The organism is Stenotrophomonas sp. 2694, from assembly GCF_040548715.1.
Taxonomy (GTDB): domain Bacteria; phylum Pseudomonadota; class Gammaproteobacteria; order Xanthomonadales; family Xanthomonadaceae; genus Stenotrophomonas; species Stenotrophomonas indicatrix.
Map to the genome: position 1 here is coordinate 163,534 of NZ_JBEPSG010000001.1, position 15,015 is coordinate 178,548.

Annotated in this window: 13 protein-coding genes; 6 read left to right on the forward strand and 7 right to left on the reverse strand. The window is 66.4% G+C overall.

Translation table 11 applies throughout. From position 1 onward, the window contains the following. Positions 1-114 precede the first annotated feature (114 nt). Positions 115-1,032: a M14 family metallopeptidase gene (locus tag ABIA73_RS00755; RefSeq protein WP_025874316.1), complete on the forward strand. Its 918-nt coding sequence runs from the start codon at positions 115-117 to the stop codon at positions 1,030-1,032. A gap of 53 nt (positions 1,033-1,085) precedes the next feature. Here the strand turns inward: ABIA73_RS00755 and ABIA73_RS00760 are convergent, their stop codons facing one another. Together ABIA73_RS00760 and ABIA73_RS00765 are read right to left on the reverse strand one after the other, a co-directional pair. After that, a complete protein-coding gene (locus tag ABIA73_RS00760) occupies positions 1,086-1,436 on the reverse strand; it encodes a hypothetical protein (protein WP_354275249.1) in 351 nt (116 codons plus the stop codon). A 109-nt stretch (positions 1,437-1,545) separates the two neighbouring features. Beyond that, positions 1,546-6,453, reverse strand: coding sequence for a putative Ig domain-containing protein (locus ABIA73_RS00765; protein WP_354275250.1), 4,908 nt, complete (start codon positions 6,451-6,453; stop codon positions 1,546-1,548). A 457-nt stretch (positions 6,454-6,910) separates the two neighbouring features. Between ABIA73_RS00765 and ABIA73_RS00770 the strand changes: the two genes are divergently transcribed. The 4 genes from ABIA73_RS00770 to ABIA73_RS00785 are packed head-to-tail and all read left to right on the forward strand — an operon-like array spanning position 6,911 to position 9,120. Next, positions 6,911-7,435 carry a phage tail protein gene (locus tag ABIA73_RS00770; protein WP_025874318.1) on the forward strand — a complete coding sequence of 175 codons (525 nt, stop codon included), beginning with the start codon at positions 6,911-6,913 and terminating at the stop codon, positions 7,433-7,435. A 30-nt stretch (positions 7,436-7,465) separates the two neighbouring features. Further along, positions 7,466-7,996, forward strand: coding sequence for a phage tail protein (locus ABIA73_RS00775; protein WP_025874319.1), 531 nt, complete (start codon positions 7,466-7,468; stop codon positions 7,994-7,996). Between the two features lie 37 nt (positions 7,997-8,033). Continuing rightward, complete coding sequence (locus ABIA73_RS00780; protein ID WP_354275251.1) at positions 8,034-8,567, forward strand: phage tail protein; 534 nt, start codon at positions 8,034-8,036, stop codon at positions 8,565-8,567. A 4-nt stretch (positions 8,568-8,571) separates the two neighbouring features. Next, the gene (locus ABIA73_RS00785) at positions 8,572-9,120 is read left to right on the forward strand and encodes a GNAT family N-acetyltransferase (RefSeq protein WP_346602983.1); all 549 of its coding nucleotides are present in this window, start codon (positions 8,572-8,574) and stop codon (positions 9,118-9,120) included. A 43-nt stretch (positions 9,121-9,163) separates the two neighbouring features. Here ABIA73_RS00785 and ABIA73_RS00790 read toward each other — a convergent pair whose 3' ends face one another. Beyond that, positions 9,164-9,460 (reverse strand): DUF6916 family protein, encoded by a 297-nt coding sequence (locus tag ABIA73_RS00790; protein WP_025874322.1) that lies wholly within the window; start codon positions 9,458-9,460, stop codon positions 9,164-9,166. A 369-nt stretch (positions 9,461-9,829) separates the two neighbouring features. Here ABIA73_RS00790 and ABIA73_RS00795 point away from each other — a divergent pair, with 369 nt between their 5' ends. After that, positions 9,830-10,393, forward strand: a complete 564-nt coding sequence (locus tag ABIA73_RS00795; RefSeq protein WP_025874323.1) for a fasciclin domain-containing protein — start codon at positions 9,830-9,832, stop codon at positions 10,391-10,393. Positions 10,394-10,468: 75 nt separating this feature from the next. Here the strand turns inward: ABIA73_RS00795 and ABIA73_RS00800 are convergent, their stop codons facing one another. The 4 genes from ABIA73_RS00800 to ABIA73_RS00815 are packed head-to-tail and all read right to left on the reverse strand — an operon-like array spanning position 10,469 to position 14,964. Then, entirely contained in the window at positions 10,469-11,908 is a 1,440-nt protein-coding gene (locus tag ABIA73_RS00800; RefSeq protein ID WP_354275252.1) for an efflux transporter outer membrane subunit, read from the reverse strand. Then, a complete protein-coding gene (locus tag ABIA73_RS00805) occupies positions 11,905-12,789 on the reverse strand; it encodes an HlyD family secretion protein (RefSeq protein WP_032975344.1) in 885 nt (294 codons plus the stop codon). The genes ABIA73_RS00800 and ABIA73_RS00805 overlap by 4 nt, the downstream gene beginning before the upstream one ends. Next, complete coding sequence (locus ABIA73_RS00810; protein WP_032975345.1) at positions 12,786-13,001, reverse strand: DUF1656 domain-containing protein; 216 nt, start codon at positions 12,999-13,001, stop codon at positions 12,786-12,788. Before ABIA73_RS00810 ends, ABIA73_RS00805 begins: the two co-directional genes overlap by 4 nt. A gap of 4 nt (positions 13,002-13,005) precedes the next feature. Next, entirely contained in the window at positions 13,006-14,964 is a 1,959-nt protein-coding gene (locus tag ABIA73_RS00815) for an FUSC family protein (protein WP_354275253.1), read from the reverse strand. Between the last annotated feature and the right edge of the window lie 51 nt (positions 14,965-15,015).

The window sequence follows — 15,015 nt, forward strand, 5'->3', positions numbered from 1 at the left end:
TTACAACCAGATGAGGCCGGCCGTATGAAGGCGGGGGCGAGGGGCAGCACCGATCGGGCCACAAGGCTTAAAATGGTCGGCTGTACCACCGCACCCCGACTTCTGGAGCTTGAGATGACCGTTGCGCAGTTCTACCCGATCGGCACCCCCGGACAGCCCTGGGGCGACGCCGAACGCGCGCAGTGGCGGGCCCGCCAGCAGCGGCAGCGCAGCTACCACGAAGACGTGGTGACCGCGCTGGAACGGCTGGACGAGCGCTTCGACGTGGTGCAGTACGGCCAGTTGGACTACGCCCCGGACCACTACCCGCTGTTTGCGGTGGTGAACCACGACTGGAACCCGGCGCTGCCGACCGCGCTGGTCACCGGCGGCGTGCATGGCTACGAAACCAGCGGCGTGCATGGCGCCCTGCAGTTCCTGGAGCAGCACGCCGAGCGTTACCTGGGCCGCTTCAACCTGATCGTGGCCCCGTGCGTGAGCCCGTGGGGCTATGAGCGCATCCAGCGCTGGAACCCCAACGCCATCGATCCCAACCGCAGTTTCCGTGACGGCGGCCTGATCGAAGAAGCCGCCTCGTTGATGCGCTGGGTGGCCGAACGCAAGGCCAACATCCGGGTGCATCTGGACCTGCACGAGACCACCGACAGCGATCTGCACGAGTTCGACCCGGCCCGCTGCGCCCGCGACGGCAAGCCGTTCGAGCGCGACACCATTCCCGATGGCTTCTATGTGATCGGCAACAGCGAAGACCCGCAGCACGAATTCCAGAAGGCGCTGATCGCCGCCGTGGCTCCGATCACCCACATTGCCCCGGCCGACGCCGAAGGCAATCTGGTGGGCATGCCGCTGCAGTCGCTGGGCGTGGTGTGGGGCGAGTCGCGTTCCATTGGTGCATGTGCCGGCTTCACCGATGCGCTGTATGCCACCACCACCGAGGTGTACCCGGACAGCCCGCGCACCAACCCGCAGGAATGCAACGACGCCCAGGTGGCGGCGGTGTGCGCGGGGTTGGATTTCGCTCTGGCCAATTGATGGCTGCGTCGTAGCGCCGGGCCCATGCCCGGCGACTTCCAACGGCTGCAGGATCAGCCGATGCCTTCGGCCTGCAGGCGCAGGCTGTCGGCTTTGTCGACCCGTCCAAGCGACTGCAGGTAATCGGCAAGAATGGCGAGGTACAGTTTCTCGGCTACTAGAAACTCGTACCCGCCGTGCGCCGGTCCCCAGAAGCCGTAGAGCTCGACGTGACCGTCGGGGATGAACATCCCTTCCACCTCACGCTGGTACTCGTCCAGGCTATGGGGATACACGACGCCGAAGCCTCCGTTCGAATCGCCAAATCCTCGTCGCTTCAGCGCGAAGGCGGCGACCTCGGCGGGGTTGCTCCATGCGTCGATGACTTCCTTGACGCGTGCGATGGTTTCGGGTTTGGGCTGCATGCTGCAAGGATGCACCAATGGGCAACCTGCTGCAGGCCATTGCCCGTATCTGCGACGTGCAGGCCTGGCGCTGCCGGGAGGGTGGGGCGCGTCGCCGCGCCCCACGCCATCAGTACTTCTTTTCCAGGTTCAGCTGCAGACTATGGTCGGTGTCTTCGCTGCTGCCGAACAGGCCGCGGTACTCGATCCGCAGGCTGAGGTCGCGTTCAGTCTGCAGCACCGCCCCCAGACCGAAAACGAACCGGTTGCGCTTGAGTCCATCGATTTCGCTGCGGTAGAACGGGCCGCCCGGCAGATCGGCGTAACCCATCGTCACCGGGCTGGCGTCCTGGAAATCGTGCTGGTATTCGAGCCGCAGCTGTGGCGAGAGCGTGCCGAAGCGGACCGGGTAGCGATAGTCCATGTGCACGCCCAGGCTGGCGGTGGTGGTGTCCACATCCTGGTCCTCGTAGCGCAGGGCGTGGATCGCGTCGCCGCGTTCGGTATAGCCGTTCAATGTTGCACGGGCCAGGTCCAGCCGCGCATACGGACTCACCGACAAGCGGTCGCGCTGGTAGTCGCCGCCGACCGACAGCGAGGCGAACCACTGCTTGCCATCGCGGTCGCCTTGCACCATCGCGCCATTGGCGGTCACGTAGCGACGTGAGTCGAATGACAGCAACTGGTAACCCAGCAGGCCATCAACGAAGAAGTACTGCCCCGGGTGGTAGCTGCCGTACGCGGCCAGGGTGTAGCTTTCGCCGTGGCTGCGGGTGTCGTTGTGACCGACGTCGGTCGTGTCGCGGCCGTAGCCGATACCACCGCCGAAGGCGAATGCCTGGTTCATCCGGGTATCGGCACCGGCGCTGATGCCGCTGGTCTGGAAGTCGAAGCCCGCGCTGCCCGAGCGACCATCGCGATCACCGCTGTTGATCGAGCCGCCGGTCCACAGGGTAAGGGCACCGTTATCTCCATCACCCCTACGTGTGCCGCGATCCCCAGCGGCGGGCGCGACAGCAACGTCGTCCCTCAGAGCAGATTCGTCCAGCGTGGTCACCTGGCGGCAATCGCCACCGGGCATGCGTCGTACCTCATCCTGGCAGCGACGATCGCGGTCGACGCCGAAGCTCAGGCCATTCTCGAAGCGTGTGCCTCTGCCGGCACCATGCAGGCCTTCCATGCGGCGCTGGAAATTGCCGATCTGCGCGGTGGCGAAGCGCCGGGTGGAGGCGGTCTGCGCGCCCAGCAGGCCCATCACCTCCGCGTCCAGGGTCGGGTCCGGTCGGCCGATCACATCAAAGTCGATCGTCGCCGGCGCCGAGGTCGCGAACGTGTTGCTCAGGGTGAAGGTGGCCGTGGCGGTACCGGCGAAGGTGGCCGCCGGGGTGAACGTGAGGCGATAGCCCGCGCTGGCACCACTGCCGGACGGTGCGATAGTGGCAGTCCCGGCAGTGGACGGCGACAGCGACACCAGGGTGGCTGCAGTGAACGGGCCGCCCGTTGCATCCGTCGTCAGCTCGACCACCGCCGCAACACCCGCATTTGCACTGACCCGGCGCGAGATCGCCACCGGCACCTGGTTGATGGTGATCGTGGCGGTGATCGGAGCCGAAGCACCGTAGGCGTTGTTCAAGGTGTAGACGATGCTTGCCGTGCCCGATGCGGTGGCCAGCGGGGTGTAAGTGATGGTGGTACCGGTCACGGTCGTGGTGCCGGTGGCCGGCTGCGTCACCAGGGTCACACCGGTGAACGGACCGCCGGTGGCACCGACCGTGGTGTCGATGGTCAGCGGTTGGCCGGCCACGGCAGGGATGGCCGCGCGCGGCTGTCCGGCAGGGACGGGCAGCGCATTGACGGTGATCGACACCGTGGCCGGGGCCGAGGTGCCGCCCGGGCCGGTAGCGGTGTAGGTGAAGCTGTCCGCGCCGAAGTAGGTGCCCGTCGGCGTGTAGACAACGGTCACGCCGTTCACTGTGGCGGAGCCATGTGCCGGCGCGCTGGCCACGGCGATCGAGGTGATCACACCGCCGTCGTTGGCCGTCACCGGAATCGTCACCGGTTGCTGCGACGGCGTGGTGGCGCTGTCGTCCACCGTCACCGGCACCGCGTTGGCAATGACGAGGGTGTAGCTCTGGATGCTGGTGTAGCCGGCGTCGTCGGTGGAGCGCACCACTGCGGCATAGCTGCCGGCCGTGGTCGGCGTACCACTGAACACGCCTGCCGAACTGAAGGCAATGCCGGGGGGCAGGGCGCCGGAGTCGATCGCATAGGTGTACGGGGCGATGCCGCCGCTGCTGCTCAGGTTCTGCGAATAGGCCGTGCCGACTGCGCCGCCGGGCAGGGTGGCCGGTGCGATCACTACGGTTGCCGGGGCGATAGTGAAGGTGTACGCGCGGCTGGCGGTCTGGCTGCTGGAATCGGTGGAGCCCACCGTGATGCTGAAGTTGCCATCCGAGCGCGGGACGCCGGTCAGCGCGCCAGCGGAATTGAAGGACATGCCGACCGGCAGCGCACCACTGAGCAGAGAGTAGCTGTACGGCGCAAGGCCGCCGCTGGAGCTCAACTGTGCGTTGTAGGCCACGCCTGCGCTGCCGTTGGGCAGGCTGGGTGGATCGATGGCGATTGCAGGCGTGGCAACGACGATGGTGTAGTTCTGCTGCAGCGCGAACGGCGCGCCCGCGCCGGTGCTGGAATCGGTGGTACGCACAGAGATGTTGTAGTTGCCCGGTACGGTCGGCGTACCGCTGAGCAGACCGGTAGAGTTGAAGCTCACGCCCACCGGCAACGAGCCGGAGACCAGTGCGTAGCTGTATGGCGCGGTGCCACCGCTGCTGGCGAAATTGATGGTGGTGGCCATCCCGTAGTTCATCGGCAGGTTGCCCGGCGCCGGTGTCATGCTCAGGGTCGGCGCGCCGGCGGTCAGCGTGAAGCCCTGGCCGGTGGTGAACGGACCGGTGCCGGTGCTGCTGTCGGTGGCAGTGGCGACGAGGCTGAAGCTGCCCGCCGCGCTCACCGTGCCGCTTACGGTCACGCTGTTGGCGGTAGTGCCACCAACGCTGAGGCCTGCTGGCAGGCCGGTGACAGTGAAGCCGCTATAGGGTGCAGTGCCGCCATTCCAGGTGAACGTCTGGCTGTAGCTGGCGCCGACCTGCGCGCTCATGGGGCCACCCGCAGTCACGGTGATGGTCGGGTTGCCGACAGTGACACTGACCGTGGCGGGCGACGAGGTGCCGGCGGTGTTTGTTGCGGTGTAGGTAAAGCTGTCCGGGCCCGCGTAACCCGCGGTGGGCTGGTAGGTAATGGAGGTGCCGCTGGCGTTCGCACTGCCATGAAGCGGCGCGGTACCGACGGCCACCGAGGACGGCACGCCGCCAGAGATGTTCAGCGTGATCGGATTGGCGCTGCTGTTGTAGGCCACGCTCGCCGACAGCGGATTGGCGACAGGCGGGGTGTTGATGATCTGCAGCGTATAGCCGCGCGGCGCGGAACTGTAGGGCCCGGTGCCGGTGCTGCTGTCGGTTGCGGTCACGGCGAAATTGAAAGTACCCGCGGATGTAGGTGTACCCGACAGGGCGCCCGAGGAAGCGTTCAGCACGATGCCCGGTGGCAGCGCTCCGGCGGTCACTGCATAGCTGTACGCTCCCGTGCCGCCGCTTGCCGGATTCAGCATGGCGCTATAGGCCACACCCTGGGTGCCGTTGGCCAGCGTGCTTGCCGGCAGAGTGATGGTCGGCGGAGCGATCACCAGCGCATAGGCCCGGGAGCCGGTGTGCGGTGCGCCGGTGCCAGTACTGTTGCTGGTGGCGGTCACGGTGAAGTTGAAGGTGCCGCCGGCCGTCGGTGTGCCGGTGATGCCGCCGGTGCCGCCGAGGGTCAGGCCGGTGGGCAGCGCGCCTGCCGTGATCGCATAGGTGTACGGCGCAATGCCGCCGCTGGCACTGACAGACTGGCTGTATGCCGCCGCGACCGTGCCGTCGGGAAGTGTCGTCGGCGCGATCACGATCACCGGCAGTGCCACCACCAGGGAATAGGCGCGTGAACCGGTGAACGTATTGGCGTCCGTCGCAGTCACGGTGAAGTTGAAGGTGCCGGCTGCGGTCGGCGTGCCGGCCAGTGCGCCAGTACTGGTGTTGAGGCTCAACCCGGCGGGCAGCGAGCCTGCGGTGATGGCGAAGGTGTAGGGCGCGGTACCACCGCTGCCGCTGAGGGTCTGGCTGTAGCCCGCGCCAACGGTTGCACCCGGGACGGTGAACGGGTTGACCAGGATGGTCGGCGGCGGAATCACCTGCAGGGTCACCGTCTCGACCTCGGCGTAGCTGCCGGTGCCGCTGCTGCTGTCGGTGACGCGGATGCCGAAGGTGTAGCTGCCCTGGGTGGTGGGCGTGCCGCTCAGGGTCGCGCCGCTCAGGGTCAAGCCAGGCGGCAGCGCGCCGTTTTCAAACGCGAACGTGTAGCTGGGCACGCCACCGCTGGCAGTGAAGGTCACCGAGTAGGCAAGGCCCTGCGCCGCAGAGGGCGACGACGGCGCGATGGCAAGGGTCGGGTTGGCTGCTGAACCGCTGAAGGAGCGCACGCCGCTGGCCGAGGTGCTGTCGGTGGCGCGGATGGTGAAGGCGTAGGCGCCGCGCTGGGTGGGTGTACCGCTGATGGTGTTTCCGCTCAGGCTCAGGCCCGGCGGAATGGAACCGGTGTCCAGGCTGTAGGTGTACGGTCCGGTGCCGCCGCTGGCACTGAGGCTGGTGCTGAAAGGCACGCCAACCGTCAGGTTGACCGCAGGCGAGGCGGCGAGGGTGATGGCTGATGCCGGAGCGATGGTGACGGTGACGGTGATGTCACCGTTCGAGTCGTCCTGGATGACGAAGGTATCGCTGGTCGCGCTGTCGCCGTTGTGGGTGTACGTCAGCGGCAGGTTGGCACCCGACTGCACGCCGACGGTGCGGCTGCCGTGCGGGGTCGCCGCGGTGCCCGCAGAGATGCCGAAGCCGCCGTGGCAACCGTTGATGTTGATGGTCTGCGAGCCACTGTTGGCGACCGACATGCTCAGCGTCGGGCAGAAGGACGATGGTGCTGCCGTCGCCAGCTGCGGCCACAGGCTGCCTGCGCACAACAGCACGAGGGCGAGCCAGGAGCAGAACGAAGAAAAGAAGACGTGTGAACGCGCACGCGGCGTCTGCACGCGTTGCGCTGATGACTGATGCATGTTCTGCCCCTGTTGGCACCGCACGGGCTCGATCGTCCCAAGGACATCGAGCCAAAACGGCGAGACCTTACCCCTGTCCGCGGACACCGGGCTGGACCCGGTACCGCACCCCTTGCGAACTGCTGGCGATTATTCAAGCAGGATTCAGGGTATAAAAGGAAGTGCCTATATATTCATGAAGGATTAATGTTGCATTCGCACAAAAATTTCGCTTGTACGGCGAGCGGAGTGTGAGCGAGAGTAGCGCCGGCAGCGGACATGACGTCCGTGCCACCAACCTTTCGGGGGAAAAGGTATGACCGAAGTCTTCCTCGGGCAGATAATGCTCACGGGGTTCGCGTTCGCGCCCAGGGGATTCGCCCTTTGCAACGGACAGCTGCTTTCCATCGCGCAGAACCAGGCGCTGTTTTCTCTGCTGGGAACCATGTACGGCGGTGACGGCAGAACCACGTTCGCCTTGCCCAACCTGCAATCGCGTACCCCGGTGGGCGCCGGCAATTCGGTGGATGGCAACTGGAATCCTGCGCCTTACAGCCAGGGCGAAGTGGGCGGTGTGGAGAACGTTACCCTGCTGGCCACTCAGGTTCCGGCCCACATTCCGGTGGTCAACGGAACCACCACTGCAGGTACGGCCCGCAACCCTACCGGGGGTCTGTACGGCACCAGCGGCAGCGCCATCTTCGGACCGGCCAACGGCACCCTGGTTCCGCTGCAGGGCGTGGGGCCGGGCGGCGGCAGCCAGTCGCATCCGAACCTGCAGCCCTACACCGTGATCAATTTCGTGATCGCGTTGAACGGCATTTTCCCGTCGCGCAACTGATTCTTCCGACGCCCATTACAGGAGTTCCCCATGAGCACCCCTTACGTCGGAGAAATCCGCATGTTCGGCTTTTCGCGCGTGCCCAACGGCTGGTTCGCATGCGACGGTTCGCTTCAATCGATTGCCGAGTACCAGGTGCTGTACGCTGTGATCGGCACCACCTATGGCGGTGACGGCGCCAGCACCTTCGGTGTGCCTGACCTGCGCGGCCGCGTGCCGATCCACCAAGGCCGTGGAACGGGATTGAGTTCCTACGTGATGGGGCAGATGTCCGGCAGCGAAAGCGTCACCCTGCTGCAGACGCAGTTGCCGCAACATACCCCCTCGCTGATGGCCAGCACCGTCCTGGCAACCACCGGTGCGGTTGGCGCTACCGTAGTGCCGGCAGCGTTGTCAGGCGAGACCATGTACGTCACCGATATCACCGGCGCCAACGGCGCGACCCTGGCCGCCAACGCAGTTGTCAGCATGGGTGGCAACCAGCCGCACGACAACGAGATGCCCACGCTCACGGTGCAGTTCTGCATCGCCTGGGCTGGCGTCTTCCCTTCGCAAGGCTGAGCGGCCACCTGCGCATACTCGATTCCAGGATACGACCATGACCGAACCTTTCATCGGCGAAATCCAGTTGTTCGGCTTCAACTTCGCGCCCTATGGTTGGGCCAGCTGCAACGGCGCCATCTTGGCCATCCGGCAGAACACGGCCCTGTTTTCGCTGCTGGGCACCCAGTACGGTGGCGACGGACAAACGACGTTCCAGCTGCCCAACTTCGTCAACCGCGTGGCCACCGAACAAGGCCAGGGCGCGGGGTTGTCCCCGCGCAGAATCGGTGAAACCTATGGCAGCAATTCGGTGGCGTTGACCCAGACGGAAATGCCGTCGCACAACCACTCCCTGACGATCTACAACCAGCCCGACCAGTCCAAGCGCACCAGCACCCCGGTAGCGGGCAACTACCTGGGACTGCCGACCTCAGGGGCGCCGTTCGTGCCAAACGCCACCGCCAACGCACAGTTCAGTCCCAACATGATCGGTCCGTCCGGTGGCGGCCAGCCCCACGAGAACCGCCAACCCTACCTCGCGACGAATTTCTGCATTGCGTTGCAGGGTGTGTTTCCCCGCTTCAGCTGAAGACATGCAGGCGTCGTCGCAGCTCACTTCATTTCCGGCGGGCCGCGACGACCGCCTGCGTACCCCCGCGTGGCTGTGCGAGCGCGGGTATGCGCTGCGCCCGCTACACGATGATGACGTGCCGTGGCTGCGCGAACTCTACGCCAGCACCCGCGCCGAGGAACTGGCTCCGGTGCCCTGGCCCCAGGCGGCCAAGCGCGCGTTTCTCGACAGCCAGTTCGCGCTGCAGCACCAGCACTACCAGGCGCACTACGGCGATTCGGATTTTCTTGCCATAGAGCGTGGCGGTGTGCCGGTTGGCCGCTATTACCTGCAGCGCGGAACATCAGATCACCTGATTGTCGATGTCTGCCTGTTTCCCGGTGAGCGCGGACGAGGCCTGGCTGCGGCGCTGATCAGCCACAGCCAAGGCGAGGCCGCCGCGCTGGGCTGCGGCATGACCCTGCATGTGCAGGCCGACAACATTGCTGCGCAGCGCCTGTACCGGCGCGCAGGCTTTACCGTAATCCACGACCAGGGCTCGCATCTGTTGCTGCGCTGGGCGCCGGACTGAGCCGGCGACACGCCACCGCAAGCCTGGCCGCGGGCTCACATTCTCAGTTGAAGATCGCCTGATACAGGAATCCGGCCTGCTCACGCGCTACCGGCACCAGGAAAATCCCCACTTCACCGATGTCGGCATGGCGCATCAGATAGATCTGCTGCGGAAACAGGAAGGCCGAGCTGTTGCGGAACAACAGCGAAAACGGCGCCCGCGCCGCACTTGGCGGCAGTTGCGATGGATTCAGCGCCCGTGCCTCCACAAGCACGAACGGAATCTCGCCGTCGTTGATGACTGCCGAGAAGGTCTGATCAACGTGGCGGGCGAAATGATCGAGTGTCAGCAATTCCATGCAGGGTTCCCCTAAACCGAACCGCATCGTCGCCGCGCTGCACGCCCGATGCAAGTGTGCGGGCGGCCATGTTCCTGTTCGCCAGGGTTGAATGCGGACCATCAACACACGCCCGCAGCCGGTGACTGGTAGCCTGCGGCCGGGAAATGGCGCTCGCGACGCGCTGTGCACGTTGTTGAACCGTTCACTGCCCCAGCGCCAGGCGATGCATCCGGTCATCGGCTTGCGGCGTATGCCCTCATGCACGCAACGCTGTTGCCCTGCTGCTACGGATGCCCTGCATTCCCGCATGGCTGCTAGGCGGTGCAGTGATGGCAGCGAACGCTGCGCATTTCCCAGCCCGGTTGGGCTATCAACGAGGACACGAACATGCGTACCCAGATCCAGCGCCTGACCCTTGCCGCCACCGTCGCGGTTGCCTGCGCAACTGCCCCGGCCGCCTTTGCCGCCGACAACCCGATGGTGGGTGGCGTGCCGATGTACGCGAACAAGACCATTGTCGAAAACGCCTCCACCGCCCAGAACCTGAGCACCCTGGTGACTGCGGTGAAGGCGGCCGGGCTCGTTGACACGCTCAGCGGCAAGGGTCCTTTCACCGTATTTGCTCCCGACAACCAGGCGTTCGCCAAGCTGCCCGCAGGCACCGTGGAAACGCTGCTGAAGCCGGAAAACAAGGCCAAGCTGACCCAGGTCCTGACCTATCACGTGGTACCGGGCACCTACACCTCCACCCAGCTGACCGCAGCAGCGCGCAGCCACGGTGGCAGCAGCACGCTGAAAACGGTGCAGGGTGAAGCGCTGACGGTGAAGCTGCAGGATGGCAAGGTCTGGGTGGTCGACGCCAAAGGCGGCAAATCTGCAGTAACCACCGCCGACGTGAGGCAGTCCAACGGCGTGGTGCATGTGGTCGATTCGGTGCTGATGCCGAAGTAAGCCCAGGGCCGCAACATCGATGGCAGTGCGGGAGCGGCTGGTTTCACAGGCCAGCCGCTCACGATTGAGCGCGGTTCAGCGATCAAGCGCGTCGGGCGTTGTGCCTGCCGTCGCCCAGCCCCCACCCAGCGCCAGGAACAGATCCACCTGACGATCCCCCAGCTGCGCGCGCGATGCTGCCAGGGCAGACTCTGCATCGGCCAGCGCGGCCTCGGCAGACAGCACGTCGATGAAGTCGATCCTGCCGAACCGGTACAACTGCCCGGCCTGATCGCTGGCATGTGCCGCGTCGTCGCGGGCGAGGGCAAGGCTGTGCTCGCGATCGATCTCCTGAGCGTAGGCCGACAGCGCGGTTTCGGTCTGCCGCAGCGCGTCCAGCACCACGCCATCGAACGATGCCAGCGTGGCATCGGCGTTGGCGCCGGCCGCATCGATCCGCGCCCGGGTTGCGCGGCGGTTCGGCCAGCGCCACGACAGCAGCGGTCCGAGGGACGCGCCGACGCTGTCGCTGCTCAGCAGCTGCTTGAATGAACCTGCCGTGCCGGCGGACGCGCCGATGCTCACCTGTGGGTACAGGGCTGCCGTTTCCACGCCGATCATCGCGGTGGCGGCCGCCAGGCTGCGCTCGGCCGCGCGGACATCCGGGCGGCGCTGGATCAGCTGGCCACCATCGCCGACCGGAACCGGTTGCTGCAGGCGCGGCGGTTGTTGGCAGTTGGCGACGTCCTGCGGATAGTCGGCTGGTACGCGTCCCATCAGCGCCGCCAGCGCGAACAGGGCCGCCTGCCGTTCGGCAACCAGATGCGGCACCGCCGCCGCACTGCGGTTGACCGCCGCGCGCGCCCGGCTGACGTCGAATCCGGTTCCGCGCCCGCCGGCCGCCAAGCGCGTGGTGGCGTCCAGCGTGGCGCGCTGCGCATCGAGCACACGCTGCGTCGCCGCCAGGGTGAGGTTGGTCGAACAGATGCCGACATAGGCGCGGGTGACAGCGGCGGCGACCACCACCCGCACCTGGTCACGTGCTGCAGCGACAGCCTCTGCATCGGCGCTGGCAGCTTCGATACCGCGGCGGATGCCACCTGCCAGATCCAGTGGGTAGGCCAGGTGGATGCCGAGCGCATACACCTGCGGTGGCGAGGTGGGCGAGGTATATCCCCCGGCATGGGCCAGCGTGGCCGATGCATCTGCGTCGGTGCTTACCGAGCCCTCGGCCCGGTACTGCAGCACCATCGCCGTGGCGCGGCGCAGGTTGGCATCAGCCGCGCGCAGATCGGTGTTGGCTCGCAGTGCTTCGCTGACGTAGGCATCGAGTCGTGGATCGTCGTACAGCTGCCACCAGCGGTCCGGCAGCTCGGCCTGTGCGTAGGCCGCCTGGTGGCTCGATACGAATGCGAGGCGAGCTGCCGGGGCGGCGGCAACCGCGTTGGCCGGCAGCGTGTAGTCCGGGCCGGACACGCAGCCGGCCAGCGACAGCGCACAGGCGAGCACGCCCACGCGTGATGCGGTGCCGATCACTTGCAGGCTCCCTGCGCGCGCGGAGTGATGGTCACGCTGGCGGTCCTGCCGACGATCAGGCGCGTATCCGGTGCTACGTCGTCCAAGTGGATGCGCACCGGTATCCGCTGCGCCAGCCGCACCCAGGTATACGTTGACGCAACCGATGGCAGCAGGTTGTGGGTGCTCGCGCGCTGGTCGTCGGCAATGCCGGCGGCGATGCTCTCCACGTGCCCATGCACGTCGCGGCCATCGCCCATCAGGCGGGCGACAGCGGCATCGCCTTCATTGATGCAGTTGAGCTTGGTTTCTTCGAAATAGCCTTCGACCCGGAGGCTGGCGCCGTCGATCAGCGCCAGCGCCTGGGCACCTGGCTGCAGGAAGTCGCCCGGGTGCAGGTCCAGGTTGGTGACGATGCCATCGGCGCTGGCGCGCACTTCGGTGCGCTGCACGTTCAGCAGCGCCACCCGCCGCTCCGCTCGGGCCTGTGCAAGGCCGGCCACTTCGGTATCGACCTTGGCGGCATTGCGCTCCCGCGTTTCTGAAGCCACCAGGTTGCCCAGCGCGATGTCCCGCTTCGATTCACGGCGGGCAAGGGCAAGCGTGGCCTGCGCGCTGTTCACCGCGGCATCGGCCTTGTCCAGCGCGGCGGCGTAGCGCGGCTGGTCCAGCACCAGCAGCAGCTGCCCGGCTTTCACCCGCTGGTTGTCCTGCACCAGCACCTGGGTGACCAGCCCGCCCATGTCCGACGCCACGCGGATCACGTCCGCCCGTACGCGGCCGTCGCGCGTCCACGGCTGCGCTTCGTAGCGGTTCCACAGGGACAGGGCCGCGATGACGGCAACGACGAACAGGCAGAGCGTTGCGCTCCAGCGGCCAATGACACTCAACAGGTGCTTCATTTCAGGTTCTCAAGCAGGGGCGCGAGCTGGATCAGCAGCTCCGCCAGGATCACGAACAGCGAAAGGCCCACCAGCGGGCGATAGGCGAACAGCCGGTACAGGCCGAGGCTTGCCAATAGCCGCGAGGCCATCATCGACAGCGCCAGCGCGATGAGTGCCACCGCCAGCAGCCCGGGAACGAAGACGCCGTCAATGGAGATATCGGAAAACATCGACTCAGTCCCCATGTACGATCAACGGAGCGATCAGGTCACGGCGCAGGCCGCAAAGCAGCGCAAGAACAGGCTTGGATGCGCCGTTGCTGCCAGCGATGATCACCTCGCGTGTGCGCTCGAGTGATTCCAGCAGCGGCGTATCCACTGTGCGGCATGTGGAGGTACGGATACGGAAGTGGGCCGACGCGCTGTGCAGCAACTGGGCCAGGCAGTCGTGGCTGCGGCGATCATTCAACGCCCCGCCAATTACGCGAAGTTCGGCCACGGCACTGGCCGCGCGCATGTCCGCAAACAGCGTCCGCAACGTGGGGGCTGCATCCGGATGGCCGCGCAGGCGAGGGGCAAGCAGCGCAAGCCGATCCACCATGCGGCTTGTCCAGTCGCTGGCATTTCGTACCTGCCCGGCGGCGCGGCGTGCGATGTCCCGCCGGATGACATCCTGCAGGCGCGCGCGGCTGCGATTGCTGTCCAGCGTCTGCAGCAGCGACATGCTGCACAGTGCCGCCGCCGTGCCCACGAACAGCGCCACGCTGCTGTTGAGCGCGCCCGCGATATGGGTGGCATTGGTGGCGCCCAACCCGGCGATGAGGGGGAAGGTGAGCACTACCCCCAATGCGCCCATGATGAACGGCGGGCGGGCGAGGAACGAGCCACACACCAGCAGTGCCGGCGCCAGTGCCATGGCAAGGCCGACGAAATCGGACAGACCCGGAAAGATAACCAGCGCGTAGAACAGCCCGATGACCACGCCGATGGTCGACCCGATCAGATAGCGCATGACATGCCCGGCAGGTGCCTCGGTGGTCCCGAACAACACGCAGGCGGTGCCGATGATGGAGACGGCGGTTGCACCATCGGACCACGCGGTAATGATCCACAGCGCGCAGGCCAGTACGATGCCGACGAAGGCGCCCAAGGCGCTGCGCAGGGCGATCCGGTGGTCACGATGCAGCACATGACCGTTCGCCTTCCTGGCAAGGTGCGCGGGCACATGCCGGCGCCAGTCCGGGCGGGCGGCGTGCAGCTGCTCTTCCAGCAACCGGCAGTCGTGATGCGCAGCATCGAGTTCGGCCTGACGTGCGCAGAGATCTGCACGCATCAATTCCTTCCATGTGGTGCGCGCCGTGCCAGCGGGCTGCGCGCGCAACTGGGCCAGTGATTCGTCCACGGCGCTGGACAGCATCAGCACATCGAGCATCCGGTCATGCAGTGCGCGCAGGATCTGCACCTGGGCGACGCCGTGCACACTGTCGAACGGCAGGTGGATGGACAGCGTGTGCAGGTCGAGGAGATCTGCGGCTACCTTGGAGCGATCCGTAGCCAGTACCGTTTCGTTTGCGCCAGCGCGCATGTCCCGCGTCCAGCGCTCCGCATCGGCGAGGATCGATGCCACGCGCGCGTGCACACGCGGCGAGACCCGGCGTGGCAACAGCAGGCCATGGACCAGCGTCGCCGCAAGAATGCCGATGGAGATTTCCTGCACGCGGGTGACGGCGATGGTGAAGACGTCATCGGGCACCATCACCGCCGGGAAACCAATCAGGCTGGTGGTGTACCCGGCCAGCAGGAAGGCGTACGCACGCGGTGTGCGGTCGAGCATGGCCAAATACAGGCACAGGCCCATCCAGGCGGCCAGTACCACGCTCAACACCAGCGGCGCGTTGGCGAACCGCGGCACCAGCAGCACCGTAGCAACCGCTCCGCCGATCGTTCCCAGCAGCCGGAACAGGCCCCGGCTGAGTGTCGCGCCGGACATCGGCTGCGACACCAGGTAGACCGTGCCGATCACCCAGAACGGGCGGGTCAGGCCGATGCGCAGCGAGACATACAGCCCGAGGATCGCGGCGAGCAGGCATTTGAGCGAGAACAGCACCGCTTCGCGGTCGACCTTCAATGCGGGCGACGTCAACAGCGCGATGGGGCGCGAAAGCCAAGGGCGGGTAGGGGCGGGGATGTGCATGGCGCCATCGTATTCAGCGAGCCCCGCCGCCGAATTTCGCTAGAATGTCAG